At 61.8% G+C, this 17,601-nt stretch carries 17 protein-coding genes; 14 read left to right on the top strand and 3 right to left on the bottom strand.

Annotated features, from left to right (window positions below; all coding sequences use genetic code 11):
* Positions 1 to 31 precede the first annotated feature (31 nt).
* The 6 genes from VNX23_RS14245 (at position 32) to VNX23_RS14270 (ending at position 6,385) form a co-directional block, all read left to right on the top strand.
* The gene (locus VNX23_RS14245) at positions 32 to 784 is read left to right on the top strand and encodes a 16S rRNA (uracil(1498)-N(3))-methyltransferase (RefSeq protein WP_325630980.1); all 753 of its coding nucleotides are present in this window, start codon (positions 32 to 34) and stop codon (positions 782 to 784) included.
* A gap of 430 nt (positions 785 to 1,214) precedes the next feature.
* Positions 1,215 to 2,396 (top strand): ATP phosphoribosyltransferase regulatory subunit, encoded by a 1,182-nt coding sequence (locus tag VNX23_RS14250; RefSeq protein ID WP_325630982.1) that lies wholly within the window; start codon positions 1,215 to 1,217, stop codon positions 2,394 to 2,396.
* On the top strand, positions 2,393 to 3,370 hold the full coding sequence (gene hisG, locus VNX23_RS14255; RefSeq protein WP_325630984.1) for an ATP phosphoribosyltransferase: 978 nt from the start codon (positions 2,393 to 2,395) through the stop codon (positions 3,368 to 3,370). Before VNX23_RS14250 ends, hisG begins: the two co-directional genes overlap by 4 nt.
* Positions 3,371 to 3,529: 159 nt before the next feature.
* A complete protein-coding gene (locus VNX23_RS14260; protein WP_325630986.1) occupies positions 3,530 to 4,576 on the top strand; it encodes a glycosyltransferase family 2 protein in 1,047 nt (348 codons plus the stop codon).
* Positions 4,577 to 4,593: 17 nt separating this feature from the next.
* Positions 4,594 to 5,433, top strand: a complete 840-nt coding sequence (locus VNX23_RS14265; protein ID WP_325630987.1) for a ChbG/HpnK family deacetylase — start codon at positions 4,594 to 4,596, stop codon at positions 5,431 to 5,433.
* A 175-nt stretch (positions 5,434 to 5,608) separates the two neighbouring features.
* The gene (locus VNX23_RS14270) at positions 5,609 to 6,385 is read left to right on the top strand and encodes a DUF2076 domain-containing protein (protein ID WP_325630989.1); all 777 of its coding nucleotides are present in this window, start codon (positions 5,609 to 5,611) and stop codon (positions 6,383 to 6,385) included.
* Positions 6,386 to 6,459: 74 nt separating this feature from the next.
* On the opposite strand, the gene VNX23_RS14275 is transcribed toward VNX23_RS14270, so the two are convergent.
* Positions 6,460 to 7,275, bottom strand: a complete 816-nt coding sequence (locus VNX23_RS14275; RefSeq protein ID WP_325630991.1) for a L,D-transpeptidase — start codon at positions 7,273 to 7,275, stop codon at positions 6,460 to 6,462.
* A gap of 296 nt (positions 7,276 to 7,571) precedes the next feature.
* On the opposite strand from VNX23_RS14275, the gene VNX23_RS14280 reads away from it, so the two are divergent.
* On the top strand, positions 7,572 to 8,339 hold the full coding sequence (locus tag VNX23_RS14280; RefSeq protein WP_325630993.1) for a protein phosphatase CheZ: 768 nt from the start codon (positions 7,572 to 7,574) through the stop codon (positions 8,337 to 8,339).
* A gap of 202 nt (positions 8,340 to 8,541) precedes the next feature.
* Here the strand turns inward: VNX23_RS14280 and VNX23_RS14285 are convergent, their stop codons facing one another.
* Positions 8,542 to 9,048, bottom strand: a complete 507-nt coding sequence (locus VNX23_RS14285) for a hypothetical protein (protein WP_325630995.1) — start codon at positions 9,046 to 9,048, stop codon at positions 8,542 to 8,544.
* Between the two features lie 312 nt (positions 9,049 to 9,360).
* Here VNX23_RS14285 and VNX23_RS14290 point away from each other — a divergent pair, with 312 nt between their 5' ends.
* The 3 genes from VNX23_RS14290 to VNX23_RS14300 all read left to right on the top strand — a co-directional run bounded on the left by VNX23_RS14290 (position 9,361) and on the right by VNX23_RS14300 (position 12,823).
* Entirely contained in the window at positions 9,361 to 9,657 is a 297-nt protein-coding gene (locus VNX23_RS14290; RefSeq protein ID WP_325630997.1) for a co-chaperone GroES, read from the top strand.
* Positions 9,658 to 9,831: 174 nt separating this feature from the next.
* Positions 9,832 to 11,466, top strand: coding sequence for a chaperonin GroEL (gene groL / locus VNX23_RS14295; protein WP_325630999.1), 1,635 nt, complete (start codon positions 9,832 to 9,834; stop codon positions 11,464 to 11,466).
* A gap of 160 nt (positions 11,467 to 11,626) precedes the next feature.
* A complete protein-coding gene (locus VNX23_RS14300; protein ID WP_325631000.1) occupies positions 11,627 to 12,823 on the top strand; it encodes a hypothetical protein in 1,197 nt (398 codons plus the stop codon).
* A 126-nt stretch (positions 12,824 to 12,949) separates the two neighbouring features.
* Here the strand turns inward: VNX23_RS14300 and VNX23_RS14305 are convergent, their stop codons facing one another.
* Positions 12,950 to 13,363, bottom strand: a complete 414-nt coding sequence (locus tag VNX23_RS14305) for a hypothetical protein (protein WP_325631002.1) — start codon at positions 13,361 to 13,363, stop codon at positions 12,950 to 12,952.
* Between the two features lie 290 nt (positions 13,364 to 13,653).
* Between VNX23_RS14305 and VNX23_RS14310 the strand changes: the two genes are divergently transcribed.
* The 4 genes from VNX23_RS14310 (at position 13,654) to VNX23_RS14325 (ending at position 16,983) form a co-directional block, all read left to right on the top strand.
* Positions 13,654 to 14,928 (top strand): tyrosine-type recombinase/integrase, encoded by a 1,275-nt coding sequence (locus VNX23_RS14310; protein ID WP_325631003.1) that lies wholly within the window; start codon positions 13,654 to 13,656, stop codon positions 14,926 to 14,928.
* Entirely contained in the window at positions 14,925 to 15,578 is a 654-nt protein-coding gene (locus VNX23_RS14315) for a hypothetical protein (protein ID WP_325631007.1), read from the top strand. Before VNX23_RS14310 ends, VNX23_RS14315 begins: the two co-directional genes overlap by 4 nt.
* A 99-nt stretch (positions 15,579 to 15,677) precedes the next feature.
* A complete protein-coding gene (locus VNX23_RS14320; RefSeq protein WP_325631009.1) occupies positions 15,678 to 15,902 on the top strand; it encodes a hypothetical protein in 225 nt (74 codons plus the stop codon).
* A 364-nt stretch (positions 15,903 to 16,266) separates the two neighbouring features.
* A complete protein-coding gene (locus VNX23_RS14325; protein WP_325631010.1) occupies positions 16,267 to 16,983 on the top strand; it encodes a hypothetical protein in 717 nt (238 codons plus the stop codon).
* Positions 16,984 to 17,601 lie beyond the last annotated feature (618 nt).

Below are 17,601 nucleotides of genomic sequence, written 5' to 3' on the forward strand. Positions count from 1 at the left end.
GCTAAAAGGCGCGCGGATTGGAACATTGACGATGCCGCCATTCGATTTTCGCAGACCGCGCTTGTTCGTCGCGGACGCGCTTGCGCCGGACCTGACGGTCACCCTCACGCGCGAGCAAGGCAACTATCTCGGCAGCGTCTTGCGGCTGTCCGCGGGCGAGACGATCCTGGTGTTCAACGGGCGCGACGGCGAATGGGAGGCTTCGATCTCGGGGCGCAAACGGCCCGACAGCCTTACGATCCTGACCAGCACCCGGCCGCAGGATCACCTGCGGGACCTCGCTTATGTCTTCGCGCCGCTCAAGCATGCCCGGCTCGACTATATGGTGCAGAAGGCCGTCGAAATGGGAGCTTCCTCGCTGCAGCCGGTTCTGACGCGTTTCACGCAAGTTTCGAGGGTCAATTGCGATCGAATGCGGGCCAATGTCATCGAGGCGGCCGAGCAATGCGGCATCCTGTCTATCGCCGAGGTCGCAGAGCCCCTGCCGCTCGATCGCTATTTGGCTGCGCGCAACGCCCGCCGCCTGCTGATTTTCTGTGACGAGGCAGCGGAGCTCACGGGCCCGTTGCGAGCGCTGGAAGGCAGACAAGCCCTCTCCGACGGGATCGATGTCGTGGTCGGGCCCGAAGGGGGCTTTGCCGAGGAAGAGCGCGCCCTGCTGCTGCGGCAGCCCCGAACGTTGCAGCTTTCGCTGGGGCCGCGAATTCTCCGCGCGGACACCGCCGCGGTCGCCGCCCTTGCCTTGGTGCAGGCCGCTTTGGGCGACTGGGCCGCCGGCGGATGAGGTCGACGGCTACCGCTCTGCCGTCTTCGCAGCAGCCGTCCCGGCACGACTGTCTTGGCCGGGTGTTAAGACACTTAGGCGATCCAGGTCGAAACACCGCCTCAGGCGTGCTAAGGGCTGCGCCGGGTTGGACGAAAAAGGTATTTTTGCGCCGGGGTCAAGGCCAGATCCCGAGAAGACACCTTTAATCAATGACTTACACATATTCTCGGACTAAGAAGCCTTAGCTAGGCCTTAAACGTGAGAGCCCCGTTTTCGGGGGATTTGGACTTTGAGATGACCGTGAAGGGCACTAGTGCCGCCGATTTGAAGTTCGTGCACCGATTGCGGCGAGCCCGCATCAGGAACTTCAAATCGATAAGCGGCACTAGATTGATAAGTTTGCTAGTGCCCATGACTTTCCGAAGTTCGTGAAAAGGTGGACGCTGCGATGGAGCACGAACTTCGGAAAGTGGGCACTGCTGCGACCGGATCCGCCGCGTGGGCGGACGCGCTGCTATTGTCGTTCGCCAAGGCCGGTTACACCCTGGCCGAGCCGGCGATTCTGCAGCCTGCCGAGCCGTTTCTCGATCTGTCGGGCGAGGACATCCGCAAAAGCCTTTATCTGACCACCGACGCCAGCGGCGAGGAGCTGTGCCTGCGGCCCGACCTGACGATTCCGGTCGCGCGCGACTACCTCGCTTCCGGCAACGCCGGCAAGCCGGCTGGTTTCAGCTATCTTGGTTCGGTCTTCCGCTATCGTGGCGAGCCGAGCGAATTCCTGCAGGCGGGCATCGAATCGTTTGGCCGGCTCGATCGCGCGGCGGCGGATGCGGAAATGCTGGCACTGGCACTTCAGGCCACCAGCGCCTTCGGTGTGTGCGATGTCGAAATTCGTACCGGCGACGTGGCCCTGTTTATCTCCCTGATCGATGCCCTCGACCTTTATCCTGTCTGGCGGCGCCGGCTGATCAAGGATTTCAACCGCAAGATCAGCCTGGAGCAGGATCTCGAGCGGCTCGCGCTCGCAACCGCGTCGACCCGCAACGAATATGAGGGCGTGCTTGCGGCACTCGCCGGCTCCGACCGCAAGGCGGCCCTGGCGCTGGTGACCGACTTGATGTCGATTGCCGGGACGACCAATGTCGGCGGGCGCACGGTCGCGGAAATCGCCGACCGCTTCCTCGAACAGTCGACGCTCAAAGGCGGGGCGTTGCCGCGCGATGCACTTGAACTGATCAAGCGCTTCCTCGCGATCTCGGGCGATCCCAATGATTCGATCGCGCGGTTGCGGGCGTTGGCTGCGGACGCCAAGCTCGACATCACCGCCGCGATCGATGCGTTCGAAAGCCGTGTCGGTTTGATGGCCGCGCGCGGCGTCGATATCCGATCGACGCGCTTCTCCACCTCGTTTGGCCGCGGCCTCGACTATTACACGGGTTTCGAGTTCGAACTACATGCCAGGGATGGCGGCACCGAGCCGCTGGTAGCGGGCGGACGCTATGACGGGTTGATGACCCGGCTCGGTTCAAGAACGCCAATCCCGGCCGTCGGATTTTCGGTCTGGGTCGAAACCCTGACCCAGCTAGGCGGCAAATCTTCCGCCAGCCGCAGCGGCGGGAGGGCGTCATGACGACACCTTTCGTGCTTGCGGTGCCTTCGAAGGGCCGTTTGCAGGAAAACGCCGAAGCGTTCTTCACGCGAGCGGGGCTTGCGCTGAGCAAGCCGCGCGGCGCACGCGAATATCGCGGCTCGATTTCCGGGCTCGACAATGTCGAGATCGCCTACCTCTCGGCAAGCGAGATCGCATCCCAGCTCGCGCGCGGCGCAATCCATCTCGGCGTCACCGGCGAGGATCTGGTGCGCGAGAGCATCGCCGATGCCGAGATGCGCGTCCTTTTGATCGACAATCTCGGCTTTGGCAGCGCCAATGTCGTGGTGGCCGTTCCGCAGGCGTGGATCGACGTCCGCACCATGGCCGATCTTGACGATGTCACTACCGGCTTCCGGGCACAACATAACCGGCGGATGCGGGTGGCAACCAAATACATCAACCTGACCCGAACGTTCTTCGCCTCGCACGGCATCGTCGACTACCGCATCGTCGAAAGTGCGGGCGCCACCGAAGGCGCGCCAGCGGCAGGCACCGCGGAGATGATCGTCGACATCACGACCACGGGGGCGACGTTGACCGCCAACGGGTTGAAGGTGCTTGACGACGGCGTAATCCTTCGCAGTCAGGCCAACCTTGTGGCCTCGCGCGAGGCCGACTGGTCGAACGAGGCGCAGGAGACCGCACGCGTCATTCTGGACCACATCGCCGCCCGCGCCCGCGCCAGCAAGTACCGGGAAGTCCGCACCCGCTTCGCAGGCTGCGACGCGGCGCTGCTGACCGAGGCCCACAAGCGCTTTGGCGTGGTGTCACCGTTTGGCGGCCCGACCTCCTCGGGCATGGTGACGCTGCATTGTCCGCCGGCGCAGCTTTATGCGCTCGGCAGCTTCCTGAGGGACCACGGCGCGGAGACGGTTTCGGTAGCCTCTCTGGACTACGTGCTTGACCGCGAAAATCCGCTGTTCGCCAGGCTGGAGGCGTTCCTGCGGCGTTAAGGCGAAGCGTCGCTGCAGCGGTGGACGCGCATTGACATTCGCTACCGCAAAACTGGCCGCCTTGACCGGATGCGAATGTTGCAATCGAACCGTTCGCCCGTGGCGACATTCGACCTCGATTGTCATATGTTGCCCATCCGGATGGTTGGAACCTGATCGATGATGCTGGGTACGGATGTTTCGAGCCTGTCGACGACCGCGGCGAACGCTGCGGCGCAGGGGCTGTCGATTGTCGTACCCCTTTACAACGAGGGAGCGGGGCTTTCCTCGCTGCATCAGCGGCTTTGCGCCCTGGCCCGGACGCTGCGAAACCGTTATCGCCTCGCCAGCGAGGTCGTCTATGTCGACGACGGCAGTGCGGATGCGACGCTTGCCATCGCGCGCGGACTTGCCCCGGAGGCGCTCGACATCCAGGTGGTGTCGCTGTCGCGGAATTTCGGCAAGGAAGCGGCGATGATGGCGGGACTGGACCATGCCAGGCGCGGTGCCGTGCTGTTCATGGATGGCGACGGCCAGCACCCGCCGGCCCTGGTGGAGCAATTGGTCGGTCACTGGATCGATGACGGCTACGACGTGGTCTATACGGCCAAGGCGCATCGCGACAACGAACCGCTGCTGCGGCGGCTTGCCGTGCGTGGTTTCTATTCGCTGATCAACTGGGGCGCGCGGCAGAAGATCCCGGAGGATGCCGGCGATTTTCGTTTGCTGTCGCCACGCGCAGCCGCGGCGTTGCGGCAGCTTCCCGAGCGCAATCGTTTCTTCAAGGGCCTTGCAAGCTGGATCGGCTTCCGCCAGATCCGCGTCGACTACGAACCCGGGCCGCGCGCGCACGGTATCACCACCTTCGGCGCGAGCCGGCTGGTTGGGCTTTCGATCGAAGGCCTGACCTCCTTCTCCGTTGCACCGCTGCGTTTTGCGAGCCTGCTTGGCGTGTTGCTTGCCACCGCGGCCTTTCTGTTCGGGCTTTCGATCCTGTGGGAAACCTGGACGACCGGCAAATCGGTCCCCGGCTATCCCTCGCTCGTGGTCGGCCTGATGACGATCGGCGGCGTGCAACTGATCATGATCGGCATCGTCGGGGAATATATCGGCAAGATCCTTTCAGAGCTGAAGGCGCGTCCGATCTATTTCGTCGCCGAGCACAGCGAGAAACAGGCCGAGGCGAACGCCGAAACCGCGGCCAGCGAGCGGACCGCGGCCGAATGAACGACGCCCGCCTCTAAATGGCAGCGAACGTAACACGCATCTGGCTGTGTGCCGACGATTACGGAATCAGCCCCGGCGTCAACCGCGCGATCCGCGACCTGATCGAGCGCGGCCGTCTCAATGCAACGTCGGCCATGGTGGTCGGCCCCGCCATCGGCCGTGACGAAGTAAGCGCGTTGAAGGCGGCAGCCGCAAACAGCCCGCGCTTCGCCATCGGGCTGCATGCGACGCTCACGGCGCCATTTCGGCCCTTGACGATGCATTTCCGGCCGATCGACGGCGGCATGTTCCTGCCGTTTGCGAAGCTCTTGCGCACGGGCCTGACGGCAAGGCTCGATCCTGAACTCGTCCGCACCGAACTTCTGGTGCAATTGGCGAGCTTCGGCGACCTGTTCGGTCGCGCTCCGGATTTCGTCGACGGCCACCAGCACGCGCAGCTTTTTCCGGGCGTGCGCGACGCCTTTGTTGCGGCGGTCAAACAGGCCGCGCCGAAGGCCTGGGTTCGCCAGTGCGGGCGCAATCAACCCTTCCTCGATCGCCTCCGCACGCCCAAGGCGTTGTTCCTCGACCTGTTGAGCACGCAATTCCGCCGCCGCGCAGCGCGCGCCGAGCTGGCGTTCAATCCGAGCTTCGCGGGCGCCTACGATTTCTCCGGAGCGCCCGATTTCGGCTCGCTGATGCAACGATTTCTTCAAGGCGTGTCCGATGGCGGCGTGATCATGTGTCATCCGGGCTTGGTCGATGACGTCCTGATCAGCCTCGATCCGCTGACAGTGCAGCGCGAACGCGAATACGCTTTTCTCGGCGGCGAGCAATTTGCCTCCATGCTGGCAGCGAACAAAGTCACCCTGGGCTGAATCCTTGGTGGCGCGGAGGCGCATTTTTCGGCTCCGATCAATCATTTGCATCGCCTTCAGGCCGGCCAGGGACGGATCTTTGCCCCTACCTAAATTTAATTTGCGCACCACTACTGGTGATGAAAACCGCGCATACATTTGAGCCCACGCTCGGCCCAAGCGAGGGAGAAGCTCCATGACACCGCAAGAACGCCAATTGGTGGACGACCTGTTCGACCGGCTTTCGAAAATGGAAGCCGCGCCGCGCGATCCGCAGGCCACCGCCGCAATCGCCGAAGGATTGCGCAGGGCACCCGGTGCGGTTTACGCGCTGGTGCAAACGGTTCTGGTGCAGGACGAAGCGCTCCGGCGCGCGAACGACCGCATCCAGGAACTGGAGGCGTCAGATGAGCCCCGACAGGAACAGAGCGGCGGATTCCTCGACACGATGCGCGACACCATCTTCGGTCAAAATCAGTCGCGCGGTTCGGTGCCGAATGTGCGGCCGCCGGAAACCGGCAGCCGTCCGGTCTGGAACAGCGGCCAGGCCATGCAGCAAGCCGGATATTCCGGACGCTATGACCAGCCTTCCTATGGGCAACCCTATGCCGGGGCGCAGCCCGGCGCTGGCGGCGGCTCGTTTCTGGGCACTGCGGCCGCGGCGGCGGCCGGAGTGGTCGGGGGTTCGCTCTTGCTCAACAGCATCCGCTCGATGATGGGAGGCGGCCATCAGGGCTTTGGCGACGCCGGCACCATGACCGACCGGGGTTCTTCGGGACAAAATCCATGGACCGACCAATCGGGAAGCGGCCTTTCCCGGGACGCCGGGATCAACGACATCGGCTCGTCGAAAGATCGGAACGAGGACAATTCAGGCGCGGGACTCTTCGATTCCGCCTCTACGGATGATAGCGACGACATGGATCTGGACTCCGACGATTTCGGCGGTGACGGCGACAGCGATTTCGCATAGTCGATTCTTCAGGCCATGAAAAAAACGGCCGCCCTGAATCGGCGGCCGTTTTTGATTTCCGGCCGGGCGGTCGGTCAGATCACGACCACCCTGGTGCCGACATTGACGCGGCCGTAGAGGTCGATCACGTCCTCATTGCGCATCCTGATACAGCCCGACGATACATTGGTGCCGATCGTCCAGGGTTCGTTGGAACCGTGAATGCGATAGAGCGATGAGCCGAGATACATCGCGCGGGCGCCGAGCGGGTTTTCCGGGCCACCCTCCATGTGCCGCGGCAGGTCCGGCCGCCGCGCCAGCATTTCCGCCGGCGGCGTCCAATCCGGCCATTCCCGTTTGGCGGAAATTTGCTTGACGCCCGACCAGGTGAAACCGGGGCGGCCAACACCGATGCCGTAACGCATCGCGGTGCCGTTGCCCTGCACCAGATAGAGAAACTTGTTCGGCGTATCGACCACGATCGTGCCCGGGCTTTCCTTGCCGTGATATTCAACGATTTGCTTCTCGTATCTCGGATCGAACGCGGGATGCGCGGGCTCGCCGAGATATTGCGGGCCATATTGCGGGCTCATGCCCTGCTGTGGGCCCCATGGCATCACCAGCATGCGCTGCCCCTGATAAGACGGTTGCGATTCATGGGCCGGCTGCTGATAGCGACCGCCTTGACCTTGTCTGTCACCGAACAGGAACTCGATGAAACCGCCACCCAGATTCGAACGTTGCGTCGAGGCTGTCCGGACCGGCGCAAACAGCGGCCTCGTCTCGGCCTGATCGGGGTGGATGATAGTGTGCTCGGAGACAAAGCCGGCTTCGTTCGCGGCCGCCTGAGCAATTGCGAAGCAAAGAAAGGGCGCGCCGGCAAGGAGCGCAAGATGCATTCTGCTGGACATCGACGTACTCGTACTGTTTTCGTCGTGGAAGGACGCAAGCGGCGCCGTTGCACGACAACAGCTAAGATTGAAAACCGCATCGGTTTGGTAAACGGAATCGGCGTTTCGATTCACCACGTCGTCAGTTGTCCGCGCTTTCGTGCCGCAGCGTTTATTTTCGGTGAACGCAAAAGGCGCATGGTTAATCGCAAGTTATGCCCGGCCCGTATGCTCCGGGTAACGGGTTCCTGTCGTGAACCTCATGTTAAATCGAGTCTGCTTTAAACGCGGCATAGTGCAGGTCAGGGACAAATCTCATGCCGGTTCGCAAACGTTTTCGTATCGAAGAAGCAGTCGCTGGCGACATGCCGCTGCCGCTGGAGATAGACGCGGAGGCGAGTTCCCTGCACCGCGAGATCATGAATGAGCTGCGCGCGATCCGGGCCCAGATGGGCGCGTCCCGCCCCGCCGCTGCAAAGGAGGGAAACGGAGTATCCGTGCCTCGTGAAATTGCCGATGCCCACGCCATGCTGGAGACCTATCGCGCCCAGATCGAACAATGCGAAAAACTCAAGGTCGAACTCGACCTGATCTATGACGCCATCACGCGCACCAAACGCGAAATCGCGGTCCTGCACGGCAAGAGTTTCAACGGCGAGGAAATGGCCAAGGTCAACGGCGAGCTCGGCGCCGTGGTCGGCGGCACCGAAGAAGCCACCCAGCATATTCTCGAAGCCGCCGAAGCAATCGACAACGCCGCGACCGCGCTGAGCCGGGTAACCTCACCCGATCAACAGCAGCGATTGAGCGAGGAAATCCAGGAGCGCGTCGTTTCGATCTTCGAGGCCTGCAACTTCCAGGATCTGACCGGCCAGCGTATCAAAAAGGTGATGACCACGATGAAGTTCATCGAACATCACATTACCGTCATGATGGAAATCTGGGGCGGGGTCGATGCCATCAAGGCGCACGCGCCTGCCATCATCGATGCCCGCGAGGGCGACGCCAGGCTGTTGAACGGTCCAAGGTCCGAAGGCGAGATCGGCCACGCCTCGCAGGACGATATCGACGCGCTGTTCGATTGAAAACTACTCCCGTGCAGAACCAAACGCCGGCGTGAGGCCGGCGTTTTCGTTTCTGCGGTCGGTCCGGAACGGTTGCCGACGAGCCCTGCCTGTCGGTTCGATGGCAAGCCCTGGCCTGAAGCCGGATCTCGAGACTCTGCGATGTGCCACCGCACATTCCGGGCTCGCTCGTTGCACCTGCCGGAGTATTCAGTCGCGTCGGTCAGGCGCGCGGCGCGCAGCGGACATAGACCATGTTGCCGTATCGCGTCGCGGCGTCCTTTTCGATGAAGCGGGTGATCAAGACGCGCCCGTCGAAGGAGACGATCTCGCGATCCTGCTCGCCACCGGCCGGTCCGGGAGGACCGATATAGTTCTTGCCGGTCTGGCTGCCCTTGAGGCGCAACTCCTGCGGCGTTGCCTGATCGGCCAGATGCATGATCACGCCACCACTGGTGCCGGCGCCGATCACATAGGGTTGCTTGCACTGTGCCTTGGCTGCAGCTTCGGTGCGGGCGCGATCGTTGGGATTCTGGAACGAGGCGAGGCCCCATTTGCCGACGATCTCGTCGGCACGGATCGTCGCCGGCATTTCGGGGACTGGCGCGGGCTCGGGCGACGATGACGAAAAGGAAGGCAGGCTCGTGCTGCTGCACGCACCAAGGAAGATCGCCAATGCAGAGGCGATTCCGAGATTGGCAGCTGTCCGCGCCTTACGTGAACCGACCATATTCTCCCCCAAAGCAAATCCGCGGGCCATTTTCCCGCAGGAAAGTCCACGAGAGCGATTCCTCAACCAATTCCTCAGCCAAGCGCAAAAACCGTGCCCGAGCAATGACGTCGTCAAACATCCTATACCCGCCTCACCAAGGCTTTAACCTCCGTTTGCTTGACAGGAACGGCGCCACGCCATATCCCCGGAGCCACATTTGGCACTCTGAGGGTACGATTGCCAAGAACATAGACCAGTCTGCCCTTGCCGGTGCCGAAGACCCATCCCAACCCCAACCGACCAGCAAATCAGGCCTTCAAAGGAACTGTCATGGCTAAAACCAGATTTCGTCCGCTGCATGACCGCGTCGTGGTCAAGCGAATCGACGCCGAGGAAAAGACCAAGGGCGGCATCATCATCCCGGACACCGCCAAGGAAAAGCCTTCGCAGGGCGAAATCACGGCAATAGGTCCGGGTGGCCGCGACGAGACCGGTAAGCTGATCCCGATCGACCTGAAGGTCGGCGACCGCGTGCTGTTCGGCAAATGGTCTGGCACCGAGGTCAAGCTCGATGGCGAGGAACTCCTGATCATGAAGGAGAGCGACATCATGGGCGTGCTGAGCTGACGCAAACCTCAACGGCCGTATGCAGGTCGCGATCGTCCGGGGCCTGAACCGCGCTCGCAATCGATCTTGAAGAAAGCGATGAACGGCGGGCTCACCCAGCGAAGACACGCTTTGCGTTCTGGTCGGCCGCGACCATACGACATCGACATATCAATCCATCAGGAGTGAATTCAAATGGCAGCCAAGGAAGTCAAGTTTTCCGGAGACGCGCGCGAGCGCATGCTCCGTGGAGTCGATATTCTCGCCAATGCGGTCAAGGTGACGCTCGGTCCCAAGGGCCGCAACGTCGTGATAGAAAAGAGCTTTGGCGCGCCCCGCATCACCAAGGACGGCGTCACGGTCGCCAAGGAGATCGAACTCGACGACAAGTTCGAGAACATGGGCGCGCAGATGTTGCGCGAGGTCGCCTCCAAGACCAACGACACGGCCGGCGACGGCACCACCACCGCGACCTTGCTCGCCCAGGCGATCGTGCGGGAAGGCGCCAAGGCGGTTGCTGCCGGCATGAACCCGATGGATTTGAGGCGCGGCATCGAGATCGCGGTGAGCGCAGTGGTCAAGGACCTCGAGAAGCGCGCCAAACCGGTCGCCTCGTCTTCCGAAGTAGCCCAGGTCGGCACCATCTCCTCCAATGGCGACACGGCGATCGGCAAGATGATCGCGCAGGCGATGCAGAAGGTCGGCAATGAAGGCGTCATTACGGTCGAGGAGAACAAGTCGCTCGAAACCGAAGTCGACATCGTCGAGGGCATGAAATTCGACCGCGGCTATCTGTCGCCTTATTTCATCACCAACGGCGAAAAGATGACGGCCGAGTTCGAAGACGTCTACATTCTCCTGCACGAGAAGAAGCTGTCCGGGTTGCAGGCGATGCTGCCGGTGCTGGAAGCCGTGGTGCAATCGGGCAAGCCGCTCCTGATCGTCGCCGAGGACGTCGAAGGCGAGGCGCTGGCCACGCTGGTCGTCAACCGCCTGCGCGGCGGGCTGAAGGTCGCCGCGGTCAAGGCTCCCGGTTTCGGCGACCGCCGCAAGGCCATGCTGGAAGACATCGCGATCCTGACCGGCGGCCAGCTGATCTCGGATGAGCTCGGCATGAAGCTCGAAAGCGTGACGATCAACATGCTCGGCCGCGCCCGCAAGGTCGTGATCGACAAGGAAAACACCACGATCGTCAACGGCGCCGGCAAGAAGAAGGACATCGAGGCCCGCGTCAACCAGATCAAGGCGCAGATCGAGGAGACCACTTCGGACTATGACCGCGAGAAGCTGCAGGAGCGTCTTGCCAAGCTCGCGGGCGGCGTCGCGGTGATCCGCGTCGGCGGCGCGACCGAAGTCGAGGTCAAGGAGAAGAAGGACCGCGTCGAGGACGCCCTCAATGCCACCCGCGCGGCCGTGCAGGAAGGCATCGTGCCGGGTGGCGGCGTGGCCCTGCTGCGCGCCAAGAAGGCGGTCGGCCGCATCCATAACGAAAACTCGGATGTTCAGGCCGGTATCAACATCGTGCTCAAGGCGCTGGAGGCACCGGTCCGCCAGATCTCCGAGAATGCCGGCGTCGAGGGTTCAATCGTGGTCGGCAAGATCCTCGACGACAAATCGGAGACGTTCGGCTTCGACGCCCAGACCGAAGAATATGTCGACATGGTCGCCAAGGGCATCATCGATCCGGCCAAGGTCGTGCGCACCGCGCTGCAGGATGCTTCTTCCGTCGCCGCGTTGCTGGTGACGACAGAGGCCATGGTCGCGGAACTGCCGAAGGAACCGGCACCCGCGGCACCCGGCGGACATGGGCATGGCGGCATGGGCTTTTAAGCGCCGCGCACATCGCGCGCTTGTTCGAACGGAGAAGGCCGCCTCGAAAGCGGCCTTCTTTTTTGGCGATTTGCCTTTAGCTTTGCTAAAGCATTCCGGCTTCAACGGCACTTGCAAGGCACTGTCGCGAAGCTCGATCCATCCTTCAAGGGAAATGCCCATGCGCGCGCTTCTACTTTGCCTGGCTGGACTGATCGTGGCTTCGACAGATCTTGCCTGGGGCCAGACGAAGCTTTCGCCCAAGGCCGGGCCGGCTGCGAACGAGACCCGGTATTTCACTGCGATCGACGGTTTGATGGACGGCAACGCCGACGTCATTCTGAAGGAAACCCGGCAGGGCAGAACGGTCGCCGCGGCCGTGCTCGACGTCTGCTATCCCCTCGCCAGAGGTTCGGACCGCAAGGATCGCTTTGTCGCCAACCTGGCCGTGAGCGGACAAACCCTGTCGGGCACCACGCAGACCATCGGCGGCAAACAGCCGGTGACCGTGAAGCTGGTGCGAAGGCCGACCGGCGACAGTTTCGAGTTCAAGGGACAGATCACGATCGGCCAGACCGTGACCGAGGTCAACTCGAGCGACAACTCGGATCTCAGCGAGAAGGAGTTTCAGGAGAACCAGACGACAGATGACGGAATCACCGCCGCTCCAAAGGATTTCACGGAAGTATCCCCGGAATCGATCGGCGTGCGGGTCAAGCTGGAGGCGGCTACGGATTTGCTCAGGGGTCTGAAGGGGCAGGAGGTCGAAGTATCCCTGAGCAGCCTTGCGGTCACTTGCGATGCGCTGAGGGCCGGTGAGCAGACGATCAACCTGAGCACCGATCCGGAACGCGCGGCCGCCTTGATCGCGAAATTCAAGGCGTCGCCGGGCGTGGTCGCCGCCGGCTGGACAACCGGGGCGGTCGAGATGGACCGCACCATTCGTTTCCCGGCAGCCGACTGGCGCGACGGAGATCATCTCAACAGGGAGAAGCTTGCAAGGGCGATCTCCAATGTCCTGGCTGCAACCTTTGCGGCTCGACCCTCGTCGGCGGCGTGGAATCCGGGCACGGGCAAGCTGACATTGACTTTCAAGCGGCCGAGCCAGGCTTTCCCCGCGCTCGAACTCACTGACACGATCGAGGTGACCGCGCTGGCGGCAGCCGAAAAGCCCGGCGCTTCTGACCGCCTGATCCTGTGGATCAGCAATCCGGCCATCTCGACGGCGGATGAGGGCTCGGGAGCCAAACTCAACGTGGCGAACGACTCCAACGGCGACGAGGAAGGCGATCAAAAGGACGACAACGGCGCGGTCGAGGCGCTTGCCAGGGAATTCAAGGCGCAGCGCTGGGACGCCGACAAATCGATCTGGAAATAGCTTTTAGACCACGATGCGATCAAGTGAATCGCATCATGATCTTCTCGTCTATTTGTTTGAGCATGATCTGCGCGCAAACGCGTATTCGCGTTTGTTAGCCAAGGGAAAACCGGTTTCCACTTTGCGCTAACGCGGCCCTAGTTGGTGTTGATCCGGAATCGCAGCTCCTTCGTACACCGCATCGCCGCGCCGTCTCCAGGTGGCGGCTTCGCTCAAGCCCGCAACGATCGCATCGTCAGCCTGCGCCTGCGCGGGCGTGCAGTCGCGAGCCTGCAGCTGGCCGGGAACAAAAATCACGGTGTTGCCGGCGACCGAAAACTGCCCCTTGCCGCTCTTGCACCACAAATCAAGCGCGGCCTCGCCGCTGTCGCCGATTTCGAGGGTCGGCCTGCGCTTCGATCCGGCCTGCGCTGCGCTATCCAGCGTCATTTCAAATCCGAACGGAAATTCCTCTTCGGCCGACGCCGGACAGGCCGCCAGCATTGCCGCTGCGAGCATCACCGCCGCGGCGGCGCCAATCAAAAATTTTCTGGAAAGCATACCATCCCTCGACACAGCCGACCTTGTGCGGTCGCGCGCCCTTGTAATCGGCGGGCGCGGCGTTGACCAGATTGGGCCCATACAAAAATCGTTCTTCAAAAAATCCCCGCGTCCGAAAGGCGCGTACCCGCGGTTTTCTACGGTTTTCTGCGGGCGACCTTGAACACCGCAAGTCCCAGCCACATCTTGTCATTTTAGCCCTTTCTCGCCCGCCGTCGCCCACGCTGATCCGCGTCATTTCGGTCCTGTGGCGGTCCTATGGCGGTCCTACGAACCCAGAGCACCTTCACATGAGCAAGCCACTCACCGATGCCAAGATCCGTAGCCTGAAGCCGCCGGTGGCGGGGCAGGTCGACATCAAGGACACGCGATCGCCTGGCTTGGCCCTGCGCCTCACCGCCGGGAGTAAGACTTGGAGCTATCGCTTCACGGACCCGGTGACGGGCAAGCGGCAGCGCATGACGCTGCCAAAATTTCCCGACCTGTCACTAGCCGAGGCCCGCGATCGTGCCGAGGGGCTGCGCAAGCTGGTGGCGAAGGGCATCAACCCGATCGAGGCCAAGCGGCAGGATCGCGCCGAGGCGCCGAAGCGGACCTTCAAGGCGCTCGCGGACCGTTATCTCGCCGAGCATGCGCGCCGCTTCAAGAAATCAGCCGACACCGACGAGCGGAATTTACGACTGCACATCCTGCCGGTCTGGGGCAAGCGCGCTTACGCCAGCATCACCCGCAGCGATGTGATCGAGTTGGCCGAGGGCCTGATCGCCGGCGGCAGGCCGATCATGGCGAACCGGGTGCAATCACTGGTCTCGAAGATCTTCGGTTTCGCGGTTGATGGTGCCTTGCTCGACGCCAACCCTGCAGCGCGGCTCAAGAAGCGGTCGAAGGAGACCCCGCTAACACGCACGCTCGATGATGCCGAGATCAGGTTGTTCTGGTCGTCCATCGAGAAACCACCAGTGTCGAAGGGGACCGGCATCGCTCTGAAGCTGGCACTGCTGACTGGATTACGCGCCGGCGAGGTCACCGGCATCCACAAGAGCGAAGTGCTACACCTCGAAGATCCTGAGAAGGCCGCACTGCTGATCGCTAGCGACCGCGTCAAAAATAAGCGACCGCATTTGGTGCCGCTGTCGCCGCTGGCAAGGCAATTGGTGCTCAATGCGCGCGCCTTGGCAAGACAGGGCGAGCAATGGTTATTCCCGACCCGCAACGCCAACGACGATGGATCGATTGACCGCCATACCCTGTCAAAGGCGTTGTCGAGGTTCGGTGAGTATATTCCAGCCGACTTGGAAGGTGCGGAGACCTGGAAGCAATCGCCGCCGACAGCGCATGACTTGCGCCGCACGTTCGCAACCCGACTGAGCGCGCTCGGCATCCCAAAGGAAGACCGCGACGCCTGCATGAACCACAAAAGCGGTGACGTCGGCTCGCGGCATTACGATCAGTACGAGAGGCAGGCCGAGAAACGGCGTGCGCTGAACCTGTGGGCCAATGCGCTCGCGGCGATCCTCGAAGGTGACAAGCCCGGCAATGTGGTGATGTTGCGGAGGCAGCCGTGAGTGCCAAGGACTATCCGCCGCTCAAGGGCGAGCAACTGCCGCCGCTCAAGGGCGAGCAACTGTGGAGCTGGATCGCGGCGTTGATCGCTGGCGGCGCAATAAATGACAAACGCGACATCGCCGGCGCGCTGCGCAATGCTACGTCCGAGATCGATGATATTTTCCGCCTGATGCGCACGCCCGAGGTTGCCTTCTTCCTAGAATTCCCCCCGGAGGGCCTCGACCCTGTTGTCGAACAATTTATCGCCGCTCTGGACGCGTTGCAGCGGACGACCAATCCGCCGATTGTCCCCGCCAAGGTGCAGCACTACATCGCCGATCTGATCGATCCCCCCAAGCGGTCCGCTCATCGACCGAAGTGGAAGCAGACCGACATGCTGCGCGAGCAGCGCGAGAACCAGAAGCTCGAGCAAGGGCGCCAGGATCTCGCCGAGATGGAAGCCCTTCTTGCCCGCCACGGAACCGAAGCGGCGGCCCTTGCCGAGTTTGCAAGGGCGAAGGTCATAACAGTGCCGGCGGCGAAACGCCGGTATCGTCAAGCAGCCAAGATGGTCGAAGCCGCCGATTCCCGTGACGCCGAGGAGCTACAGCGACTTGTGCGCGAAGGGAGAGTTGAAGTGATCGACGGGTGGATACGCTATCGCTACTAGCTTCAGCAAAATAACTCCTACTTTTTTTACAACTTCCGCATTCGCCCGCCGTGGCCCATTTTCACTTTGGTTCAACCGAAGTGAAAAGGAGCAACAACCATGCGATGGGCGAAACGCCTTGCGGCCTGCAAGTATGCGGACATCGGCAAGACGAAGCTCGATGAGCTGATCGGGAAGGGCCTGATCCGCGCCAAGAAAGTGCCCGGTAGCAGCCCAAACACGTCTGTCTATGTCGATCTCGACAGTGTCGACCAGTATTTCGACAGCCTGCCTGACGCGCCCCTGCAAAAATCCGAGTTCCCTGATGGAGAGCGGTGCCGATGACCAGCCCCGACGCAATATGCGAAAACTGCTGCGGCAAACGCCTTTCAGTTCGCCTGCTTGATGCCAGTCATTGCTTGAGGACGATTGCCGGCCCGGAGAGGGCCGCTGGTGGGATGTTGGAGTCGCCGGCTCTCATCCTTCAGCTTGCATCGCGAACAATCACGGACAGGTTTCCGGGCCAGGAGACGCAAACATGGGATCGATCTTCTGATCCAGAAATGCGAAGGGCCGCCCCGGCAAGGACGGCCCTAATTCGCAGATTAGCAAAGCTCCAACAGCGAAATGACTATAGCATGGGCCAGCGCCTTTCAGCAGCCCGTTTGCTGCGCGCTCGCTGTTTTCACTGAAACAGGAGCGGCTCATCATGAGCAGGAAGAACAAACATGGCGACAGGCTTCCGCCTTTTGTTCCATTATTCCGCGAGACCTTGAAGTCACTCGCCTATCGGGCGGCTTCATTTGGCGCACGGGCGCTGTTTACAGCGCTGCGCGGACGGCTCGTCAACAATAACGGCCACGTTTATCTCAGCCAACGCGATGCCGAGGAGGAGCTAGGCCACAAAAACAGGAACGACATCGCGAACTGGTATCGCGAGCTGGAGCACTATGGTTTCCTCGTAAAGACCGTGGCGGCAAGCCTTGGCGTCGATGGCAAGGGCAAGGCGACGCACTGGCGTATTACCGACATGCCGACCCGCAACGGTCGCGGCGAGCTGGAACTGGCGACCAAAGACTTCCTGCGATGGGATGGTGTGCTGTTCGAACCGCACGTTGCACCGTCGAGGCGCTGGAATGCCCACAAGCAGGCGGCCCTCAAAAAACAGAATCCCGGACTGCACGTCGGTACCACGGTGGACTCCACGTCGGTACCAGTAGTGGACTCCACGTCGGTACCACCTAACGGCGGAAGTGGTTGCAACGGGGAGTCCATATCGGCGCAACTAGGTGGTACGAACGTGCAGCCCATAACTAGTTTAGCCACTGGGTTGCCGCTAACGAAAGTAGTTGGAGGCGCGCACTGCGAACACGAGGCCGCCCTGCGCCCCCAAAGGCGCAGAGGGCGGGCGCAAGGCAGGAAATGACCTTCATCCACGAAAGAAAGCGTCTGACAGTCGAAGAACTAGCGACCGACTGTATCGACGTACGCGAACTGAATCGGAAGGGTTTATTGAAGGAACGCACAGTGACGTTTCGACCATTGCTGCGGTGGCCTCAGGTGGCGAAGATAAGGGCCGACCGATATGTGATTGAACTAAATTTCTGCAATCTTGTAACGCCTCAGCATATCCATCTCTCGTGGACACCTTGCCACTTCGGCTCCTACAGGCCCTGGATGTTCTGCCCCCATTGCCGGAAGCGAGTAGCGCGACTGTTCAAGGGAATGGGCGGCTATTTCTGTCGCGCTTGTGTTGGCAATCCGCCGTATGAAAGTCAGCTACGAAACGATATGGCGCGGATCTACTTGCGGGCCTACCGATTGCGTGAACGGATCGGCGGCGGACGTCCAGTGATCGATCCTATACGTGAACGTCCGTGCCGGATGTGGAGGCGAACCTATAATCGAATTGTTGCCGAAGTTGAGCGACTCGAGCGCATCCTGATCGGCAGCCGGATTGTTAAGCGAGCGCCATTATGGATTCGGCCGCTTTGCTATTGATTTATATAGCGCAGCCTGACGGCTCTGCTTACTTGGAGGCAGA

This window comes from Bradyrhizobium sp. (assembly GCF_035570375.1).
Taxonomy (GTDB): domain Bacteria; phylum Pseudomonadota; class Alphaproteobacteria; order Rhizobiales; family Xanthobacteraceae; genus Bradyrhizobium.